This is a genomic window from Pseudomonas azerbaijanorientalis (assembly GCF_019139795.1).
GTDB classification, from domain to species: Bacteria; Pseudomonadota; Gammaproteobacteria; order Pseudomonadales; family Pseudomonadaceae; genus Aquipseudomonas; species Aquipseudomonas laurylsulfatiphila.
Genome location: NZ_CP077078.1, coordinates 1,514,011 through 1,532,134 on the forward strand (window position 1 = coordinate 1,514,011; position 18,124 = coordinate 1,532,134).

The 18,124-nt window shown below is 59.4% G+C and carries 17 protein-coding genes and 2 tRNA genes; 6 read left to right on the plus strand and 13 right to left on the minus strand.

The window, feature by feature from the left end:
• Positions 1-142 precede the first annotated feature (142 nt).
• Both KSS91_RS06585 and KSS91_RS06590 read right to left on the minus strand, forming a co-directional pair.
• A tRNA-Met gene (locus tag KSS91_RS06585) sits at positions 143-219 on the minus strand.
• 232 nt (positions 220-451) lie between these two features.
• Positions 452-528, minus strand: a tRNA-Met gene (locus KSS91_RS06590).
• Between the two features lie 301 nt (positions 529-829).
• Here KSS91_RS06590 and dinB point away from each other — a divergent pair.
• Complete coding sequence (gene dinB / locus KSS91_RS06595; RefSeq protein WP_015093801.1) at positions 830-1,891, plus strand: DNA polymerase IV; 1,062 nt, start codon at positions 830-832, stop codon at positions 1,889-1,891.
• Positions 1,892-2,028: 137 nt separating this feature from the next.
• Here dinB and KSS91_RS06600 read toward each other — a convergent pair whose 3' ends face one another.
• The 4 genes from KSS91_RS06600 to KSS91_RS06615 all read right to left on the minus strand — a co-directional run bounded on the left by KSS91_RS06600 (position 2,029) and on the right by KSS91_RS06615 (position 6,818).
• Complete coding sequence (locus KSS91_RS06600; RefSeq protein WP_217837390.1) at positions 2,029-2,982, minus strand: hypothetical protein; 954 nt, start codon at positions 2,980-2,982, stop codon at positions 2,029-2,031.
• Between the two features lie 19 nt (positions 2,983-3,001).
• Positions 3,002-4,717 carry a proline--tRNA ligase gene (locus tag KSS91_RS06605; RefSeq protein ID WP_217837391.1) on the minus strand — a complete coding sequence of 572 codons (1,716 nt, stop codon included), beginning with the start codon at positions 4,715-4,717 and terminating at the stop codon, positions 3,002-3,004.
• 143 nt (positions 4,718-4,860) lie between these two features.
• Positions 4,861-6,420, minus strand: coding sequence for an AmpG family muropeptide MFS transporter (locus tag KSS91_RS06610; RefSeq protein ID WP_095965067.1), 1,560 nt, complete (start codon positions 6,418-6,420; stop codon positions 4,861-4,863).
• 44 nt (positions 6,421-6,464) lie between these two features.
• Complete coding sequence (locus KSS91_RS06615; protein ID WP_007971652.1) at positions 6,465-6,818, minus strand: MGMT family protein; 354 nt, start codon at positions 6,816-6,818, stop codon at positions 6,465-6,467.
• 166 nt (positions 6,819-6,984) lie between these two features.
• Between KSS91_RS06615 and KSS91_RS06620 the strand changes: the two genes are divergently transcribed.
• The gene (locus tag KSS91_RS06620) at positions 6,985-7,992 is read left to right on the plus strand and encodes a DUF481 domain-containing protein (protein WP_217838368.1); all 1,008 of its coding nucleotides are present in this window, start codon (positions 6,985-6,987) and stop codon (positions 7,990-7,992) included.
• 135 nt (positions 7,993-8,127) lie between these two features.
• On the opposite strand, the gene KSS91_RS06625 is transcribed toward KSS91_RS06620, so the two are convergent.
• The gene (locus KSS91_RS06625) at positions 8,128-8,337 is read right to left on the minus strand and encodes a cold-shock protein (RefSeq protein WP_002554837.1); all 210 of its coding nucleotides are present in this window, start codon (positions 8,335-8,337) and stop codon (positions 8,128-8,130) included.
• Between the two features lie 353 nt (positions 8,338-8,690).
• Between KSS91_RS06625 and dcd the strand changes: the two genes are divergently transcribed.
• The 3 genes from dcd (at position 8,691) to KSS91_RS06640 (ending at position 10,202) form a co-directional block, all read left to right on the plus strand.
• Positions 8,691-9,257 carry a dCTP deaminase gene (dcd, locus tag KSS91_RS06630; protein ID WP_007940589.1) on the plus strand — a complete coding sequence of 189 codons (567 nt, stop codon included), beginning with the start codon at positions 8,691-8,693 and terminating at the stop codon, positions 9,255-9,257.
• 107 nt (positions 9,258-9,364) lie between these two features.
• Positions 9,365-9,574 (plus strand): hypothetical protein, encoded by a 210-nt coding sequence (locus KSS91_RS06635; RefSeq protein ID WP_033047523.1) that lies wholly within the window; start codon positions 9,365-9,367, stop codon positions 9,572-9,574.
• A gap of 247 nt (positions 9,575-9,821) precedes the next feature.
• The gene (locus KSS91_RS06640) at positions 9,822-10,202 is read left to right on the plus strand and encodes a hypothetical protein (RefSeq protein WP_225923723.1); all 381 of its coding nucleotides are present in this window, start codon (positions 9,822-9,824) and stop codon (positions 10,200-10,202) included.
• 55 nt (positions 10,203-10,257) lie between these two features.
• Here the strand turns inward: KSS91_RS06640 and KSS91_RS06645 are convergent, their stop codons facing one another.
• The 6 genes from KSS91_RS06645 to KSS91_RS06670 all read right to left on the minus strand — a co-directional run bounded on the left by KSS91_RS06645 (position 10,258) and on the right by KSS91_RS06670 (position 17,313).
• A complete protein-coding gene (locus KSS91_RS06645; protein ID WP_150727640.1) occupies positions 10,258-11,022 on the minus strand; it encodes an ABC transporter ATP-binding protein in 765 nt (254 codons plus the stop codon).
• A 13-nt stretch (positions 11,023-11,035) separates the two neighbouring features.
• Positions 11,036-12,154 (minus strand): succinylglutamate desuccinylase/aspartoacylase family protein, encoded by a 1,119-nt coding sequence (locus tag KSS91_RS06650; RefSeq protein ID WP_217837393.1) that lies wholly within the window; start codon positions 12,152-12,154, stop codon positions 11,036-11,038.
• A 26-nt stretch (positions 12,155-12,180) separates the two neighbouring features.
• A complete protein-coding gene (locus KSS91_RS06655) occupies positions 12,181-12,891 on the minus strand; it encodes an ABC transporter permease (protein ID WP_015093809.1) in 711 nt (236 codons plus the stop codon).
• On the minus strand, positions 12,888-13,616 hold the full coding sequence (locus KSS91_RS06660) for an ABC transporter permease (RefSeq protein ID WP_217837394.1): 729 nt from the start codon (positions 13,614-13,616) through the stop codon (positions 12,888-12,890). Before KSS91_RS06660 ends, KSS91_RS06655 begins: the two co-directional genes overlap by 4 nt.
• A gap of 56 nt (positions 13,617-13,672) precedes the next feature.
• Positions 13,673-14,455 carry a transporter substrate-binding domain-containing protein gene (locus KSS91_RS06665; protein ID WP_217837395.1) on the minus strand — a complete coding sequence of 261 codons (783 nt, stop codon included), beginning with the start codon at positions 14,453-14,455 and terminating at the stop codon, positions 13,673-13,675.
• A 407-nt stretch (positions 14,456-14,862) separates the two neighbouring features.
• Positions 14,863-17,313 (minus strand): penicillin acylase family protein, encoded by a 2,451-nt coding sequence (locus KSS91_RS06670; protein WP_217837396.1) that lies wholly within the window; start codon positions 17,311-17,313, stop codon positions 14,863-14,865.
• Between the two features lie 235 nt (positions 17,314-17,548).
• Here KSS91_RS06670 and KSS91_RS06675 point away from each other — a divergent pair, with 235 nt between their 5' ends.
• Positions 17,549-18,106: a cysteine hydrolase family protein gene (locus KSS91_RS06675; RefSeq protein WP_217837397.1), complete on the plus strand. Its 558-nt coding sequence runs from the start codon at positions 17,549-17,551 to the stop codon at positions 18,104-18,106.
• The last annotated feature ends 18 nt before the right edge of the window (positions 18,107-18,124 follow it).

Sequence of the window (18,124 nt, forward strand, 5' to 3'; positions counted from 1 at the left end):
CAGCCTGCGATTGAGCATAGTCTGAACCCGGCGCATGGATGGCCCCAAACGGCTTGCTGCACAGTGACAGATCATTGTTGCGAAAGGACTTTTTCAACAGATACAAAAAAGGCCACTCTTTCGAGTAGCCTTTTTTGATGTTTGGTTGCGGGAGCCGGATTTGAACCGACGACCTTCGGGTTATGAGCCCGACGAGCTACCAGACTGCTCCATCCCGCGTCTGTGTGGCGGCATTCTATAGAGATACGCCGGGGTGTCAACCGTTAATCCTGAAGCAGGTCAAATAAACGTTGAATTGCGGCAAACGGTCGCAGCGATGGCCTAAGTTTCGGAATTAGAACGATTTCCAGTTTTGGCGTCGCTGAGTGTCAAGACCTTGGTTTGACGCAGGGCGCTACAAAACAGGCGCGCACAAAAAAGGCCACTCTTTCGAGTAGCCTTTTTTGATGTTTGGTTGCGGGAGCCGGATTTGAACCGACGACCTTCGGGTTATGAGCCCGACGAGCTACCAGACTGCTCCATCCCGCGTCTGTGTGTCGGCATTCTATAGAGATACGCCGGGGTGTCAACCTTCAATTCAGATAAAACCTGTTCATCTTCAATCGGTTAGCTTGCCGATGAGCGGATTGGTCAGCCTGTGAGGCAGGCGGGGCAAGGCCTGCAGCTCTATCGGGAATGTTTTTCTGATTGAGAAAATAAATTTACCAACGACATTTCCCACGCGTCAAAAAGAACATTCAGACTACTGGTGCTATATACAGGTGTCGGTGAGATACTGGATGTCCGTCACACCAACACGCCTTTTCCTTGCCATGAACTCTGCTTTGCCATGACCCAGCGAAAGATCATCCACGTCGATTGTGACTGTTTCTACGCCGCCATTGAGATGCGTGACGACCCGCGTCTGGCCGGCAAGCCATTGGCGGTGGGCGGCTCGGCGGACCGGCGCGGAGTGATCGCGACCTGCAATTACGAGGCGCGGGCGTACGGGGTGCGTTCGGCGATGTCCTCGGGGCATGCCTTGAAGCTGTGCCCCGACCTGACCATCGTCAAGCCACGCATGGATGCCTATCGAGAAGCCTCCAGGGAAATCCACACGATTTTTCGCGATTACACCGAGATCATCGAGCCGCTCTCGCTCGACGAGGCGTACCTCGATGTGTCGGACAGCGCGCATTTCGCTGGCAGTGCAACGCGAATTGCCCAGGACATCCGGCGTCGGGTCTCCAATCAGTTGCACATCACCGTGTCGGCGGGCGTGGCGCCGAACAAGTTTCTGGCCAAGATCGCCAGTGACTGGAAAAAGCCCAACGGGCTGTTCGTCATCACTCCGGACCAGGTCGAGGACTTTGTCAGTGGCTTGCCGGTGAGCAAGCTGCACGGAGTCGGTAAAGTCACCGCCGACAAGCTTGGCAAGCTGGGTATCACTGATTGCCTGCAATTGCGCGAGTGGGACAAGTTGGCGCTGGTGCGTGAGTTCGGCAGCTTTGGCGAGCGACTCTGGAGCCTGGCCCGTGGGATTGATGAGCGGGTGGTGCACAACGACAGTCGTCGTCAGTCAATCAGTGTCGAAAATACCTACGACGTTGACCTGCCGGACCTGAAGAGTTGCCTGGATAAGTTGCCCGAGCTGCTGGAGACCCTGGCCGGTCGCATGGCGCGAATCGACAGCAGTTATCGTCCGGGCAAGCCATTCGTCAAAGTGAAATTTCACGACTTCACGCAGACGACATTGGAGCAGGCCGGGGCAGGGCGGGATCTGGGGAGTTATCAGTTGATGTTGACCCAGGCCTTCAATCGCGGCGGTAAAGCGGTGCGGTTGTTGGGCGTGGGCGTGCGGCTGGAGGACTTGCGGGGCGGGTTCGAGCAGATGGAGTTGTTTGAGCGGTAGCGGAAGATAGAGGTTTGGTGGTGAATGTCAGGTCGCCTTCGCGAGCAAGCCCGCTCCCACATTGGATTTGTGAGTAATGGAAATCCAATGTGGGAGCGGGCTTGCTCGCGAAGGCGATCCGACGAAGCTTTTTGGCTTTAATTGAGTCCCGGATTCGCCACCAGTCGCTCGCCATTGCGGGCCAGCGACTTCAGGAACTCGGTCTGCAATTCTGGATCGTTGCGCGTCAGCTCGATCAGGCTCTGTTCCAGCTCACTGGCTTCCTCTTCAAGACCCAGCTCCGACAGGCGTTTGACCCGGTGGACCCACTGGCTGACTTCGTCGCCTTCGAGATCGTCATAAATCAGCCCATGAGCCTCGTAGAGCTTGCTGCGCAAGGTGCTGCTGACGGCCAGGGTGGAATCGGCGTGCACGTTGTCCTGTGCAGCCTCAACACGAATCAGCAAGCGGCTCAGATGATTGATGTCATGTTCGGCGAACGGGTTATCCAACAGATTCAGGCGCAGCACGCCATTTTTGTCGGTGGTCAGTTCGAAGGTTTCCTTGCCGGCCTTGACCTCGACCGGGCGCTCGCTCCAGGGCAGGCTTGAGTACTCCGTGCGTTTGTCGCGCTGGACTTCATCAATGCCGGCCAGGTTCTGCTGCGCGCGGCCATGGGACTGCACGTTCATGAACGGGTTGAGCCCGGCGAAACCGTAGCTCAGCCAGTCCCTGGTCACGCTGTCCGGCAGATTGCCGAGGGCGAACACATTGACCACGTTGGCACCGACACCCGCCACCACGGCCACCGCGCCCAGCGGGATTTCGTAGATCTCCCGCCAGGGTTGGTACGGTGTATAGCGGTCATAGTGACGCGTGACTTCGTACTCGGTGACTTCGAAAGTCTTCTGCTCGTGGATTTTCACCCGCCGTTGCGGCAGCTCAAGCACCTTGGGCTCACCGACATCGATCTGCAGGCTGTGATCGAGCAGTTTGCGCTCGATCCGTTCCTCGTGCTCGCTGCGTTGTGACATGTGATTGGCACAGCCGCTGACCAGCAGGGTGCCGCACAAGGCGGCACCACCGAGGCCTAAGGTGTTTCGCTTGAACATGACGTCTCTATATCTGCTATCAGCGGCGGATGCGGGCCTGAAGGAAGGACAGCACGTCGGCGACCGGCAGCGCTTCTGCGTCGGCCTCGGTACGGCTCTTGTATTCCAGGTTGCCTTCGGCCAGGCCGCGGTCGCTGACCACGATCCGGTGTGGAATGCCGATCAGTTCCATGTCCGCGAACTTGATGCCCGGGCTGGTTTTCTTGTCACGGTCGTCCAGCAGCACTTCGAAGCCGGCAGCGGTCAGTTCCGCGTACAGCTTGTCGGTGGCTTCGCGAACCTGCTCGGTTTCGTAGCGCAGCGGTACCAGGGCAATCTGGAACGGCGCGAGCGTGTCGCTCCAGATGATCCCGTTTTCGTCGTTGTTCTGCTCGATGGCAGCCGCCACCACGCGAGACACGCCAATGCCGTAGCAGCCCATTTCCAGGGTGACCGGCTTGCCGTTCTCGCCCAGTACTTCGCACTTCATCGCTTTGCTGTACTTGTTGCCCAGCTGGAAGATGTGCCCGACTTCGATGCCGCGCTTGATTTCCAGGGTGCCTTTGCCGTCAGGGCTCGGGTCGCCGGAAACTACGTTGCGCAGGTCGGCAACGGTCGGAACAGGCAAGTCGCGCTCCCAGTTCACGCCGAAGTAGTGTTTGTCGTCGATGTTGGCACCGATGCCGAAGTCGCTCATCAGTTCGACCGAGCGGTCGATGATGATCGGCAGCGGCAGGTTCAACGGGCCGAGGGAGCCGGCGCCGGCGCCAATGGCTTCGCGCAGTTCGCTTTCCGAGGCCATGACCAGAGGGCTGGCCACGCCTGGCTGGTTGGCGGCCTTGATTTCGTTCAGCTCATGGTCGCCACGGATGATCAGGGCGATCAGCTTGCCTTTCTCTTCGGCGTGCACCACGAGGGTCTTGATGGTTTTCTCGATCGGCAGGTTGAAGCCTTCGACCAGTTGCGCAATGGTCTTGGCGTTCGGCGTGTCGACCAGGCGCAGTTGTTCGGTCGCAGCGGCGCGCGAGGTTTCCCGTGGCACGGCTTCGGCTTTCTCGATGTTCGCGGCGTAGTCGGAGCCGTTGCTGAACACGATGTCGTCTTCACCGGACTCGGCCAGAACGTGGAACTCGTGGGAACCGGCACCGCCGATGGAGCCGTTGTCGGCTTCAACAGGGCGGAACTTCAGGCCCAGACGGGTGAACACGTTGCAGTAGGCCTGGTGCATGCGGTCGTAGGTGACCTGCAGCGAAGCCTGGTCAGCGTGGAACGAGTAGGCGTCCTTCATGATGAATTCGCGGCCGCGCATCAAGCCGAAGCGTGGGCGGATTTCGTCACGGAATTTGGTCTGGATCTGGTACAGGTTGATCGGCAGCTGCTTGTAGCTGCTCAACTCGTTGCGCATCAGATCGGTGATGACTTCTTCGTGGGTCGGGCCGGCGCAGAAGTCGCGGCCGTGGCGATCCTTGAAGCGCAGCAATTCAGGGCCGTACTCTTCCCAGCGCCCGGATTCCTGCCACAGCTCGGCCGGTTGTGTGCTCGGCATCAACACTTCGAGAGAGCCGGCGGCGTTCATTTCTTCACGAACGACGGCTTCGACCTTGCGCATTACCCGCAAGCCCATCGGCAGCCAGGTGTACAGGCCCGAGGCAAGCTTGCGGATCATGCCGGCGCGCAGCATCAGCTGGTGGCTGATCACGACCGCGTCGGAAGGCGTTTCTTTTTGTGTGGCGAGCAAAAATTGACTGGTGCGCATGGTTGGCCGTTATCGATTGCTGATGACGAGAAATGACGGAGCATTGTACGGGCGAGATCCGCTGGCGTACAGGCGTGCGGTCGGTGGTGTGGCAGGAGGGCGCGATTCACTCGGCCCTCCGCGATTCTTCCTGCAGTAAAAACCTACGATTCTTCGGCGACCGGTGTCTGCACCGGTTCCGGGGTGGGTGTCGGGCCTGCGCGGCGGTTCTCCTGGAACCAGTGCAAGGCGATCAACAGCAGGGTCGGGACGCCCAGCAGGGCGGTAATCAGGAAGAAATCGTGATAACCGAACTTCTCCACCATGACCCCGGAGTAGCCGCCGATCAGTCGTGGCAGCAACAGCATGATCGAGCTGAGCAAGGCGTACTGGGTGGCGGAGAACTTGAGGTTGGTCAGGCTCGACAGGTAGGCCACGAAGGCCGAGGTGGCCAGGCCAGAACTGAAGTTGTCCAGGGAGATGGTCAGTACCAGCATGTTCAGGTTGGGGCCCATGTCAGCGAGCATCAGGAACAGGATGTTGGTCGCCGCGGATGCGATGCCGCCGATGAACAGGATTGGCAGGATGCCGAAACGCACGATCAGGAGGCCGCCCATGCCGGCGCCGACCAGGGTCATGATCAGGCCGAAGATTTTGCTCACGCTGGCGATCTGGTCCTTGGTGAAGCCCTGGTCGATGTAGAACACGTTGGCCATCACGCCCATGACCGTATCGGACATCCGATAGGTGGCGATCAGGCCGAGCAGCAGCAGCGCTTGCCAGCGGTATCGCAGGATGAAGTCGTTGACCGGCGTCAGCACCGGCGCCAGGCCGCGACGGCCCATGGCCGAGAGGCACAGGGCGGTGAGCGTGATGTAGAGGATGGCCCTCAGGAGTGCGCGGTCTTCGAGCAGCAGGTCGAGCAGGCTCACACCTTCGAACAGTACGCTGGCGAAGTCGGTGTTGTAGAGCTGGGTGAACATGGCTGGCACGGACACCAGCAAAATGATCAGCACGAACACCGAGGCCAGTTGATGCATGAAGCTGTAGCGCCCGGCCTGCAGTTGCGTGCGCAACGGCACGGGTGGTTCGCGCATGAACAGGGACGTCAGCAGTGCCGGGACCATCAGCGCACCGAACAGGATGTAGGTGCCGGCCCAGGCCGAATGCTTGTAGTTGAAGCCGGTGGAGCCAAAGCCTTCGGCGAAGTACAGCGCGCCTGCGGTAGCCAGCAGCGCAGCGACCCGGTAACCGGACATGTAGCTGGCGGCCAGGGCGGCCTGGCGATTGTCTTCGGCGATTTCCAGGCGGTAGGCGTCTACTGCAATGTCTTGCGTCGCTGATGCGAAAGCGACGACCACGGCAATGGCGATCAGCCAGGACAGATGCTTTTGCGGGTCGCAGAAACCCATCCCGATCAGGCCCAGGATGACCAGTGCCTGGGACAATACGAGCCAGGATCGTCGTCGGCCGAGTTTGCCGAGCAATGGCAGTCGCCATTGGTCGAGCAAGGGCGACCAGACCCATTTGAAGGCATAGGCCAGGCCGATCAGGCTTGCATAGCCAATGGTTTCACGAGCCACGCCGGCTTCACGGAGCCAGACCGAAAGAGTCGAAAACACCAGCATGTAGGGCAGGCCGGCGGCGAAGCCAAGCAGCAACAGCACGAGTGTCGAGGGGCTGGCATAAGCGGCGAGCGCGGCGCGCCAGGTTTTACGGGGCATGGGCTGGAGTCTGCCTCAAGAAATACGGAAACAAAGCGCGCACTCTAACCGCTGTGCTCTACCGGGCGCCAGCCATGGCGCTGAATATCAACACGATTATTCAGGACACTGATGCCCTCCATGCGTAATCGTGCGCGCTGCTCATCGCCTGAAGGGCTGCCGACCGGCAGGCTGATACGCCCGTTTGCGCCCAGAACGCGGTGCCAGGGCAGCTTGCTGTCGCTCGGCAATTGGCTGAGTGTGCGGCCGACCCAGCGAGCGGCGCGACCCAATCCTGCAAGCTCGGCCAACTGGCCGTAGCTGACGACTTTGCCCTCGGGAACTTGCGCCAGAGTCAGATACAGCGCCGTGCGTCGGATTTGCGCTGCGCTCTCGGGTTCATCGGTTGGATCGGTCACGTCCGTCAGTCCTGAAGAAATCTGCTTTACCGTCTGTAGAGTAATTCCTGCACGGGCGCTTGAGAAATGAACTCAACAGAAATAGTCGGGTCAGTCCTTGTCAGGGCCTTATTCCTACGGATAATGCCGATTTTTTTCGCAATCCCGAGCCTGTATTTTGCTTATGTTGTTGTCCAGATCCCTGCTATGCCTCGCTGTCCTTGGCGCCTCCACTCCCTTGCTAGCCGATACCGTGTGGTTGAAGAACGGTGACAAGCTCAGTGGCAAGATCACGCTGTTCGATGGCGGCAAGCTGCTGATCCAGACCGAGTATGCCGGTGCGGTGACGATCGACTGGAAGCAGGTCAAGACCCTGGACAGCGATCAGGAGTTGCTGGTCAAGCAGGATGCCTACACGGGCGAGAAAGCCAGGTCGCTGAAAGCGGCGGACGCCGGCAAGGTCACGCTGGCCAACGGCGAGGCACCGAAGACGGTCGAACTGGCGAGCATTCAGCAGATTCTCAAGCCAAAACCGGTGGTCGAGGATCTGGTGTGGAAAGGCAATGTCGATGTCGCGCTGGACTATCAGCGGGCGGAAAACGAAACCGATGACTACGACATCGATTTCAAGACCACTGCGCGCCACGGTCGCTGGCGGCATACCGCCGAAGGCGAATACAACCGCGAGTTCCAGGACGACGTGGTGACCACGGACAACTGGCGGGCCGAGTACTCCATCGACCGGTTCCTGACCGAGCAATGGTTCTGGCAGGGACGCCTGGTGTACAAGCGCGACAAGGTCGAAGACCTTTCCCGTCAACGCACCGTTGGCACGGGTCCCGGATATCAGTTCTGGGATAACGAACTCGGGGCGTTCTCACTGGGGTCGCTGGTCAACCGCACGGACTATGATTTCTCCGATGGCAGCAAGGAAAATTTCTACGCCCTGGCCATGACGTGGGACTACAACCGCTACCTGATCGGCAAGCGTGTCGAGTTCTTCACCAATGGTGAGGTCGCCAAGCCGCTGTCGGGTGTGGCCGACTACGCACTCGATGCCGAGATGGGGTTGCGCTACAAGGTGACTGACTGGGCTTCGCTGAACCTGAAGGCGGAGCGGGACATCATCAGCGGTACCGACGATGCGGATCTGGACAAGACGCGCTACACCGCAGGGTTTGGCGTGACCTGGTAAGCCGCTAAAGATCGCAGCCTGCGGCAGCTCTGTAGGGGCTGCCGCAGGCTGCGATCTTTTTTACCTGTGAAAAACACACAGGCACAAAAAAGCCCCGCTGTTGAGGGCGGGGCTTTTTACTAAAGCAAGTACAAGTTAGATAACTTGAACTTCTTCAGCTTGCATGCCTTTCTGACCGCGAGTAGCGATGAAAGAAACCTGTTGGCCTTCTTTCAGGCTTTTGAAGCCGTCGGACTGGATAGCTTTGAAGTGAACGAACAGGTCGTCACCGGATTGTGGGGTGATGAAGCCGAAGCCTTTTTCATCGTTGAACCACTTAACGGTACCGGTTTGGCGATTAGACATGGTGTAACTCCTTGAACAAAGATAACTGCGACTCAGGAAGAACCCTGGCCGAGACTGAGTGCAAAGAGCAGGAAAAATTCTTGTAGATGGTTGGATCGAAATTCAACATATCGTGTAGAGATTCTCAGTGACACAAGCAGCACAGTGACGCCACCTTAACCCTTTTTCCGGGACGTGCCAATGCTTCTTGCGAAGGTTTCTCTGTTTTAAGGATCGGCGGTGTGACGGTTCGTCGCCAATGCGCGTAATTCCTGCCTGTTCAGCGAGAATTTCACCCCGGACTTTGAACCCGGCGGCGCGCCCGGTAAGATGCCGGACAGAATTTTTCGACCTCGCAATTCAGGACACCCGCCATGAGCATCAAATCGGACAAGTGGATTCGCCGCATGGCGCAGGAACACGGCATGATCGAGCCTTTCGTCGAGCGCCAGATGCGCGGCAGCGATGATAGCCGTGTGATCTCCTACGGCGTGTCGAGCTACGGCTACGACGTGCGTTGCACCAATCATTTCAAGGTGTTCACCAACATCAATTCGGCCATCGTCGACCCGAAGAACTTCGATGCCGGCAGTTTCGTCGACATCCACAGCGACGTGTGCATCATTCCGCCGAACTCCTTTGCCCTGGCCAGCACCGTCGAATACTTCCGCATTCCGCGCAATGTATTGACCATTTGCCTGGGTAAAAGCACTTACGCGCGCTGCGGCATCATCGTCAACGTCACCCCGCTCGAGCCTGAGTGGGAAGGTCACGTGACCCTGGAGTTCTCCAACACCACCAATCTGCCGGCGAAAATCTACGCCAACGAAGGCGTGGCGCAGATGCTGTTCCTTGAGTCGGACGAAGAGTGTGAAGTGTCCTACAAGGACCGTGGCGGCAAGTATCAGGGCCAGCGTGGCGTGACCCTGCCGCGCACCTGAGTCAACCGTCTGACAAATGTCGGGAATTCCTGGGCGGGGGTACACTCTATGGAGTGTACTGTTCCGATCCGCGCAAGGCGGGTCGGGCCATCGCCCAGGAGTGCCGAATGAAGATCGATCCGCGAATCAGTGCCGAACTGGCAAGGCTTGAACCCAATCAGGTTGGCGTTCTGGCCTGGTCCTTGTTGGCACATCCGCCCGTCAGCATGGCAGGGGGCATTCCCGGCCAGCCTGATCCTGATACCCCGAACGAGCAACCCAACGAGCCGGGAGAGCCCACCCTGCCGGATGAGCCACCGCCTGCGCCTGTTGCCTGATTTTCGATCTCCGCCATTCATGGCCGGTGAACGGCGGTGGTTGTCTTCAGCAAGCAGGTTTGCGTCTGTTTTTTGCCATTCACGAACGTAGAGTCTGAATCGGCCTGCTCATATTCGGAAGTAACTGTGTCTATCGTCGAAACCAATCGACGGGTATGGCCGTGGTTCCATCTGTGAGCTGCGTGCCCGGCCGTTGGCAAAAGGGGGCGCCAGTCAGTTAACGACGAATATGAAAAGGAACATTCAGATGAGTGCAAATCGATCGGGACATATGAGTGCCGATGTCACCTCAACGGACGGCTCCATGCAGTTTCGCGTAACGGATGGACTCGATTTTTATCAGCGGTCAAACATTCATCGCATTGAGGCGGATAACGGTCAGGGGACAGCCTTTTACGTGTGTTTGCCGATGGGAATCCAGAGTGGCGGTTTCAGCCTGGGGCTCACCGAGGGATCGCCCATGGTCATCCATGTGAGCGGCAACTCGGAGGCAGAGCTTTATCCGGGAACGCTCGAGTTGACGGTGGGAGGTGACGCGCAGTTTGCCGGGCGCTTCAGCGGGACGGACGCTAATGGTCTGCAGGTGAGTAATGGCAGTTTCAGGTTGGAAAACGAAGCGACGGCATAACGGTTGACGGATGTTGGAAGCCGGGCAAACCGGCTTCCACTCTTCCTGTCGGTGGTTATTTCAGGTTGCCACTGAGGAACTGCTTCAACCGCTCGCTTTTCGGATTGCCCAGCACTTCTTCCGGCGCGCCTTCTTCCTCCACCAGGCCCTGGTGCAGAAACAGTACCTGGCTCGATACTTTGCGGGCAAAGCTCATTTCGTGGGTCACCATGATCATGGTCCGGCCCTCTTCGGCCAGGCCCTGGATCACCTTGAGCACTTCGCCCACCAGTTCCGGGTCCAGCGCCGAGGTCGGTTCGTCGAACAGCATGACTTCCGGTTCCATGGCCAGTGCGCGGGCAATCGCTACCCGTTGTTGCTGGCCGCCGGACAGGAATGCCGGGTACTGGTCCGCCACACGGGAGGCCAGCCCTACCTTGTCGAGGTAGCGCCGGGCGCGGTCCTCGGCTTCTTTCCTGTCGCAGCCCAGCACCCGGCGCGGCGCCATGGTGATGTTTTCCAGCACCGTCATGTGGCTCCACAGGTTGAAGTGCTGGAACACCATGGCCAGGCGGGTGCGAATCCGCTGCAGTTCATCGGCATCGGCCACGTGCATGCCGTGACGATCCTTGATCATGCGGATGTTCTGCCCGTCGAGGCTCATGGCGCCGTCGTTGGGTTGTTCCAGGAAGTTGATGCAACGCAGAAAGGTACTTTTACCCGAGCCACTGGCGCCGATCAGGCTGATGACGTCGCCGGTCTTGGCCTTGAGCGAAACACCTTTGAGGACTTCATGGTCGCCATAGCTTTTATGCAGGCCTTCGATGGTCAATTTGTACATGGGGCGTGCATCCTCAAGGCGAAAGTAGATAGCCGCTGCGATAGGCTTCGGTGCCCGCGACGTGGGCGATCACCATGCCGGCAGTGGCCATGCGGCGCAGCGAGCGGGCGTACATCAGCCCGGCGGCGGTGCAGTGGACGGGAGTGACGTGATCGTTGATCGGATCAATGACCTCGGCGATCAGTTGCCCCGCTTCCAGGTATTGCCCCGGCAGTGCGGTGAACACCAGCAGCCCGCCGGCAGGCGTGGCTACCGGTTCTACACCGGCCAGCGGTGTCGCCGGATAGGGCAGGTCGGGCAGGGGCGCGGATTCGCCGGCGATCGCGCCGTAATGGATCAGGTAATCGATCAGTGCCTGGCAATCACGGTTCGCCAGCGGATGATTGACGTCGCCCTGACCGCGCAATTCGACGGTCACCGAAAAACTGCCCGGTGGAATGTCGAAGTGTTCGCCGAAGCGCTCTTTCAACTGCCACCACAGCAGGGTGAAGCATTCATCGAACGACTGGCCGCCAGAGTCCGTCGCCAGCAGGCTGGCTTCGGCGCCGATGTAACGGGCCAGCGGCTCGACCTGCGGCCAGGCCTCCGGGGTGGTGTACAGATGCGCGACCGCTTCGAAGTCGCAATGCAGGTCGAGCACCATGTCGGCGTCGCAGGCCAGTCGTTGCAGGGTCAGGCGCTGGGATTGCAATTGGGTGTCGGCAGTCTGTCGGGCCAGCGCTTCGCGCAGGCTGCTGCGGATCAGTTGCTGGTTGCGCTGCGGATCGTCACCGAGCTTGCCCTCGATCGCGTTGCCGACCTCTTCACTGAGGTCGAGGAACCAGCGGTTGAAGTTCTGGCCGCTTTCCAGCTCGTAGCGGCCCAGTGGTACATCCATCAGCACCTGTTCCAGGCCCACCGGGTTGGCGATGGGCACGAGCACGATTTCGCTGCGCAGGCGACCGGCGGCTTCCAGCTCTGCCAGGCGTTGCTTGAGGTGCCAGGCCACCAGCATGCCGGGCATTTCGTCGGCGTGCAGAGAGGCCTGGATGTAGATCTTGCCGTTGGCTGGTTGTGGGCCGAAGTGAAAACTGTGGATCTGTCGTGCGGTCCCCGGCAGCGGGGCCAGCAGGTCATGTTTCTGGTGGCGCATCTGTTGTTCCTGAAGCAGATTGAGACCTAGTGGGTCGGCCCGAGGAAGGCCAGCCATCGGCGTTCGGCAAGGCGGAACAGGCCGACCAGCGCAAAAGTGACGGTCAGGTAGATCAGCGCGGCGATGCCGAACGACTGGAAGGTCAGGAATGTCGCCGAGTTGGCGTCCCGCGCGACTTTCAGGACGTCGGGGATGGTTGCGGTGAAGGCCACGGTGGTCGAGTGCAGCATCAGAATCACTTCGTTGCTGTAGTACGGCAACGAGCGACGCAGGGCCGACGGCATGATCACGTAGGCATACAGCTTCCAGCCTGTCAGGCCGTAAGCCTTGGCCGCTTCCACTTCACCGTGGGCCATGCTGCGGATTGCCCCGGCGAAAATCTCCGTGGTGTAGGCGCAGGTGTTCAGTGCAAAGGCCAGGATCGTGCAGTTCATCGCATCGCGAAAGAATGCGTCCAGTACTGGCTGGGCCCGAATGGCGGCCAGGCTGTAGATCCCCGTGTAACAGATCAGCAACTGGATATAGAGCGGCGTGCCACGGAACAGGTAGGTATAGAACTGCACCGGCCAACGGATGTAGAAGTTCGGCGATACACGGGCGATGGACAGCGGGATCGACACGATAAAACCGATGAGGATCGACGCGCTGAGCAGCCACATCGTCATGGCCAAGCCAGTGATGTTGTTGCCGTCGCTATAGAGAAAGGGTTTCCAGTACTCTTGCAGAAGTTCGATCATCGTACGGCCTCCCGGGTACCGGCGGAGTAACGACGCTCAAGCCAGCGCAGGATGAAGTTGGACGCGCTGGTGATCACCAGGTAGATCAATGCGGCAAGCACCAGGAAGTAAAACAGCTGATAGGTGCTTTTACCGGCGTCCTGGGCAGCCTTGACCAGGTCGGCGAGGCCGATGATCGACACCAGGGCGGTGGCCTTGAGCATCACCATCCAGTTGTTGCCGATCCCCGGCAGGGCATAACGCATCATCTGCGGGAACACCACGATCCAGAAGCGCTGGCCGCGCTTGAGGCCATAGGCGGTGGCCGCTTCGACCTGACCCCGTGGGACGGAAAGGATCGCGCCACGGAAGGTTTCGGTGAAATACGCACCGTAGATGAAGCCCAGGGTAATGACCCCGGCACTGAACGGGTTGATCTCGATGTATTCCCATTCCATGTAATCGGTAAAGGAGGTCAGCCAGGTTTGCAGGCTGTAGAAGATCAACAGCATCAGGACCAGGTCCGGAACGCCGCGAATGAGGGTGGTGTAGAACTGGGCAGGCACGCGCATCAGTTTGACTTTTGACAGCTTGGCACTGGCGCCGAGCAGCCCGAGCAACACGGCCACCAACAGCGATAACGCCGACAACTTGATCGTCATCCAGGTGCCTTGCATCAGCAGCGGACCGAAGCCCTTGAGGCTGAAGGCAGAGAGCCCCAGATTTTCTAATAGGTTTTCGAACATAAATCAGCAACCTGATCGGATGAAAAAAGCGCCCATCGCAAGATGGGCGCCGGGCATTATTTGCCGCTGTACAGATTCAGATCGCCAAAGTGTTTCTTCTGAATGGTGGCGTAGGTGCCATCATCGTGTAACGCTTTGATACCTTTATCCAAAAGTGCTTTCAGCTCGGTGTTACCTTTCTTAATGCCGATCGCGGTTTTGGCTGGCAGCAGTTCGCTGTCGACTGGCTTGCTGACTTCGTAGCCTTCACCTTTTGGTGACTTCAAGAAACCCAGTTCGGCTTGCAGCATGTCCTGGATCGCTGCGTCGAGACGGCCGGAAGTCAGGTCGGAATACACCTGATCCTGATTCTGATAGGCCTGGGTTTTTACGCCGGCCTTGTCGAGAACGGCTTTGGCGTAGGCTTCCTGGATGGTGCCTTGCTCGTAGCCTACGGTTTTGCCCTTCAGCGAAGCGACGTCCTCGGTCAGGCCGGAGCCTTTCTTGAACACATAGGCGGTTGGGCCGGAGAACAGCTCGCTGGAAAAGTCGATGACTTTTTCACGGGCTTCGGTAACGGTCATCGACGAGATCACACCGTCGAATTTGTTGGCTTTGAGGCCAGGGATCATGCCATCGAAGTCACTTTCGACCCACTTGCACTTGACCTTCAGTTCGGCGCAGATCGCGTTCCCCAGATCGATGTCGAAGCCTACCAGGCTGCCATCGGCCGCTTTCGACTCGAACGGTGCGTAGGAAGGGTCAACGCCGAAACGCAGTTCTTTGTATTCTTTCGCCATGGCGGAGCTAGCAGCCATGCACAATGCCAGTGCAGAAAGGGTCAGCAATGCTTTTTTCATTATTCAATCCCTAAAACCAATATGAGCGCTTGTGGCGCAGAATTATTGTTACTGGAAAGCGTAAGACATGTTGAAAGTAGCAATTTCCGAACCAGAGTGCCGAACAAGCGTTTTAAAAGGTGTCTGGAAATAACCGGAGACAGATTTATGCACGAAAACGGGCGCAGGGAAATGGCTGCACCAGTGCGACTCAAAAAGAAAAATATTTGAGGATGAATAGAGGGGTAGCTGAGCAGATTTGCAAGCACCTGTACCCTGGGGTTGCCAGCGGTAGATCGGCAGGCCAAAGGTCGACTCGGTGACTTGTCAGCTATGAGGTTGGCGCGGGGCGGGAAGTACTATCGGGCTTTATGAGCGGATGAAAACCAGTGTGGGAGCGAGCAAGCCCGCTCCCACAGGGATCAGCGTTACTTGCCGGGTGTCAGTGTCAGTCGATTCTTGCCATAGGCCTTGTCGAAGTTTTGCGGCTGCATCGGCAGGCTCATGTACTGGCCCTTGAGCCAGGGTTCGATGCTGTTGAGGTAATTCGCACTGGCCGGGTTGCCGGACTGACCGGTGCCGTTCTGTGCCATCAGCGGTTCGGACTGGCCGAAGTCGACGATAAAGCGCATGGCGGGCGCCAGCGTGGTGTTGAAGTCCTGGCCCCAGGCGAACGCGGCGGTGTTGAGTGTGGTGTGATCGCCACCGGCTGGCAGCGGACCGCGTACCGTCTGGCCGCTGCTGTTCTTCCATTCATAGCGATGCAGTTTGCCCCACTGCCAGGCTTTGTGATCGCCGCCCAACTGGCTGTCGCCAGCGCTGATCGCTGCAGCGAGGCTGCGCGCGAGGATGGCCGGTTTGTCTTCTTTGTGTGCGGTGCGCACGTCATCCCAGAACGGGCTGTCCTCACGCCCGAGCAAGTGATCGGCCTGGGCTGCGTAGGACAACTTGCCATCGGCGACAAAGGCCTTCCACGCCGGATTGCCTTCCGGGCCCAGTTCGTCGAGGAAGATCTGCCGGGTGCTTTCCTGCAGGAACAGTTCGTAGATGGCCGCATCGGTGGAAGTCGGGCTGAGCTTGCCATCGAACGCCATCAAGCGGCTGTAGGCTTCGTGTGCCTTGGCGCGATCGGCCGTCGGCAAGGCGTCGATGGCTTGTTTGAGTGGCTGGGCCATGCCTGGCGTTTCGAACATTTTTTTCAGCTTGGCAGCGAAGGTAGTGGTCTGGTCGTACTGCATGGCGATCAGGCTGCGGCTGTCGTGTTTGCCTGCGCCGGCCAGTTCGGCCAGACGCTCGCCGCGCTCCGGAGCGGCCCAGGAATTGGACAGCTGCATGCCGTAGCCATGGGGGATGACCCGCTGATTGGCGGTGCCGAGCCAGCCTTGGGCCGGGTCCTGGTCGTACGGGTGCAGCATCGGGTCGGCATAACCGTCCCAGTCATATCGACCTTCCCAACCCGGCGAGGGCAGCAGGCCTTCGCCTTCGCGGCGGTTCGGGTAGCGGCCGGTGACCTGCCAGCCGATGTGGCTGGCGTCGGCAAACACCAGGTTCAGTGCGATGGCGCGGATTTCGCGGCTGGCATCCGATGCTCTCTCGGCGCTCTGGGCGCGGGACAGGTCGAAGAACGCGTCCAGGGTCTTGTCGTCGGTGAAGTTCGGCATCTGCAAGGCCAGGCCGAAACCATTGGCCAGCATGGTGCCCTGGGCGCTGTTGAGCAGCGGGCCATGGCGGGTTTCGTACACCGCTTCGCGAATCGGCCGCTGGCCTTTGACGAAATAGGTTTCGTTGCGCACGATCGTCGGCTGCCACTTCCCGGCGTTTTCGTAGGCAAGTCCGTTGCCCTGGCGCTTGATCTTTTCCAGGAACAGGTCCTGGTTGTCGCCCATCACGGACGCCATGCTCCAAGCCACTTTACCGTTGAAACCACCGAGCACCATCGGCAGGCCCGCGATGGTCACGCCGGACGCCTGATACTTCGGCGCGCGAATCTGCACGTAACTGAACAATGAAGGCACGCCCAGCGGGCCGTGACTGTCACTGGCCAACAGGCTCATGCCGCTGCGGCTGCGTTGCGCGGCGATGGCCCAGTTGTTCGACGAGGTGGCGCCCAGCAGGCTCAGGTCCGACAGTTGTCCCGTGGCTTTGCTGAGTTCGGCCAGGCCCGGTACTTGCCCGTTGAGCTTGAGGCCCTGGAGTTTTTCGCTCTCGGCGACCGGCAGTTTTTCATCGGGGGCGGACGGCGTCAGCCACGCCAGTTTGTCGGTGGTGACGGTCTGGGCCAGTACCAGCGAGGAAATCTCTTCCGGCAGGTTGGTCGACTGGCTGAAGTTCAACAGGCAGAAAATCAGCGCCGAATCTTCCGGCTGCCAATATTCAGGCTGGTAGCCGGTGGCCGCGAGGTCCGCCGGCAGCTTGTCGCGGTAGCGGAAAAGGTAGGCGTTGACACCCCGCGCATAGACTTCGAAGAAACGCTTGAGGCGCGGCGAAGAGGCCTTGTACAACTCGCCGGCACTTTTCTTCAGGTTGACCGCCCGCATGTAACGGTCGGCATCCAGCAGGTCCGCGCCGTGCATCTCGGCCAATCGACCCTGGGCCAGCAGGCGCAGGGTGACCATCTGCGTGATGCGGTCGCTGGCATGCACGTAACCGAGTGTGAACAGCGCGTCGTGGAAGCTGTTGCTTTCGATCAGCGGCATGCCCATGGCATTGCGGCGCACCGAAACGTTCTGCGCCAGGCCCTTGAGCGGCTGCACGCCGGAGGTCGGCGGGAGGGTGTCCTGGGCGTTGAAGTTCTGACAACCGTTCAGGCTCAAAACGCCCGCCACTGCTGCGGCAACGCCGAACCGGGGTAGAAAATGAGTAAGGGCTGGCGAGGCCATGGCAAAGCTCCTGCGGGGGGTAGAGGCGGTGGGGCGCAATAAAGGCGCTACGTTAGTGAGCGGGAGGTGGCCGCGCAAGCGGGGTACAAGGTTATTTCGGGATTTGTCAAAGATCGGCGTATCCCGGTAGGAGCTGCCGAAGGCTGCGTCCTTTTGATTCTCGACAGTGGCTTGCCAGCCGTAACCGGTGATGTTGAAGTGCGACACGGTCAACAATCCTGGGAGAAAAACCAGCATGGAGCTCAAGGCAAACGCGGCACTGATCATCATCGATCAACAAAAAGGCATCCTTCACCCCAGGCTTGGCCGCAGGAATAACCCTCAGGCCGAAGAGCGCATGCTGGAATTGCTCGGGCATTGGCGGCGCACCGCTCGGCCGGTGATCCATGTGCAGCACCTGTCCCGCTCGGAGGACTCGGTGTTCTGGCCGCAGCAGTCGGGAGTGGAGTTTCAGGAGCGGTTCGCGCCAATGGCCGGTGAACGCTTGATCCAGAAGCAGGTGCCGGATGCGTTTTGTTCGACGGGGCTGGAGATGCAGTTGCGCGAGGTCGGGATCGGGCAGTTGATCATTGTGGGTGTCGCGACCCACAACTCGGTGGAGTCTACGGCGCGCACCGCGGGCAACCTGGGGTTTGATACCTGGGTGGCCGAGGATGCGTGCTTTACCTTCGACAAGGCTGACTTTTTCGGCCATGCCCATAGTGCCGAAGAGGTGCATGCGATGTCGCTGGGGAATCTGCATGGCGAGTATGCGACGGTGGTCAGCGCTGCCACCCTTCTGATGGATGACTGACAACTATTGTGGGAGCGG

Excerpts from the sequence above, each read along its gene's own strand:
- KSS91_RS06625 (WP_002554837.1), bottom strand. The coding sequence starts at position 8,337 with ATGTCTAATCGCCAAACCGGTACCGTTAAGTGGTTCAACGATGAAAAA.
- KSS91_RS06655 (WP_015093809.1), bottom strand. The coding sequence starts at position 12,891 with ATGATCGAACTTCTGCAAGAGTACTGGAAACCCTTTCTCTATAGCGAC.
- KSS91_RS06675 (WP_217837397.1), top strand. The coding sequence starts at position 17,549 with ATGGAGCTCAAGGCAAACGCGGCACTGATCATCATCGATCAACAAAAA.
- KSS91_RS06610 (WP_095965067.1), bottom strand. The coding sequence starts at position 6,420 with ATGCCCCGTAAAACCTGGCGCGCCGCGCTCGCCGCTTATGCCAGCCCC.
- KSS91_RS06635 (WP_033047523.1), top strand. The coding sequence starts at position 9,365 with ATGAAGATCGATCCGCGAATCAGTGCCGAACTGGCAAGGCTTGAACCC.
- KSS91_RS06650 (WP_217837393.1), bottom strand. The coding sequence starts at position 12,154 with ATGCGCCACCAGAAACATGACCTGCTGGCCCCGCTGCCGGGGACCGCA.
- dinB (WP_015093801.1), top strand. The coding sequence starts at position 830 with ATGACCCAGCGAAAGATCATCCACGTCGATTGTGACTGTTTCTACGCC.
- KSS91_RS06660 (WP_217837394.1), bottom strand. The coding sequence starts at position 13,616 with ATGTTCGAAAACCTATTAGAAAATCTGGGGCTCTCTGCCTTCAGCCTC.
- KSS91_RS06640 (WP_225923723.1), top strand. The coding sequence starts at position 9,822 with ATGAGTGCAAATCGATCGGGACATATGAGTGCCGATGTCACCTCAACG.
- KSS91_RS06670 (WP_217837396.1), bottom strand. The coding sequence starts at position 17,313 with ATGGCCTCGCCAGCCCTTACTCATTTTCTACCCCGGTTCGGCGTTGCC.
- KSS91_RS06605 (WP_217837391.1), bottom strand. The coding sequence starts at position 4,717 with ATGCGCACCAGTCAATTTTTGCTCGCCACACAAAAAGAAACGCCTTCC.
- KSS91_RS06600 (WP_217837390.1), bottom strand. The coding sequence starts at position 2,982 with ATGTTCAAGCGAAACACCTTAGGCCTCGGTGGTGCCGCCTTGTGCGGC.
- KSS91_RS06645 (WP_150727640.1), bottom strand. The coding sequence starts at position 11,022 with ATGTACAAATTGACCATCGAAGGCCTGCATAAAAGCTATGGCGACCAT.
- KSS91_RS06665 (WP_217837395.1), bottom strand. The coding sequence starts at position 14,455 with ATGAAAAAAGCATTGCTGACCCTTTCTGCACTGGCATTGTGCATGGCT.
- dcd (WP_007940589.1), top strand. The coding sequence starts at position 8,691 with ATGAGCATCAAATCGGACAAGTGGATTCGCCGCATGGCGCAGGAACAC.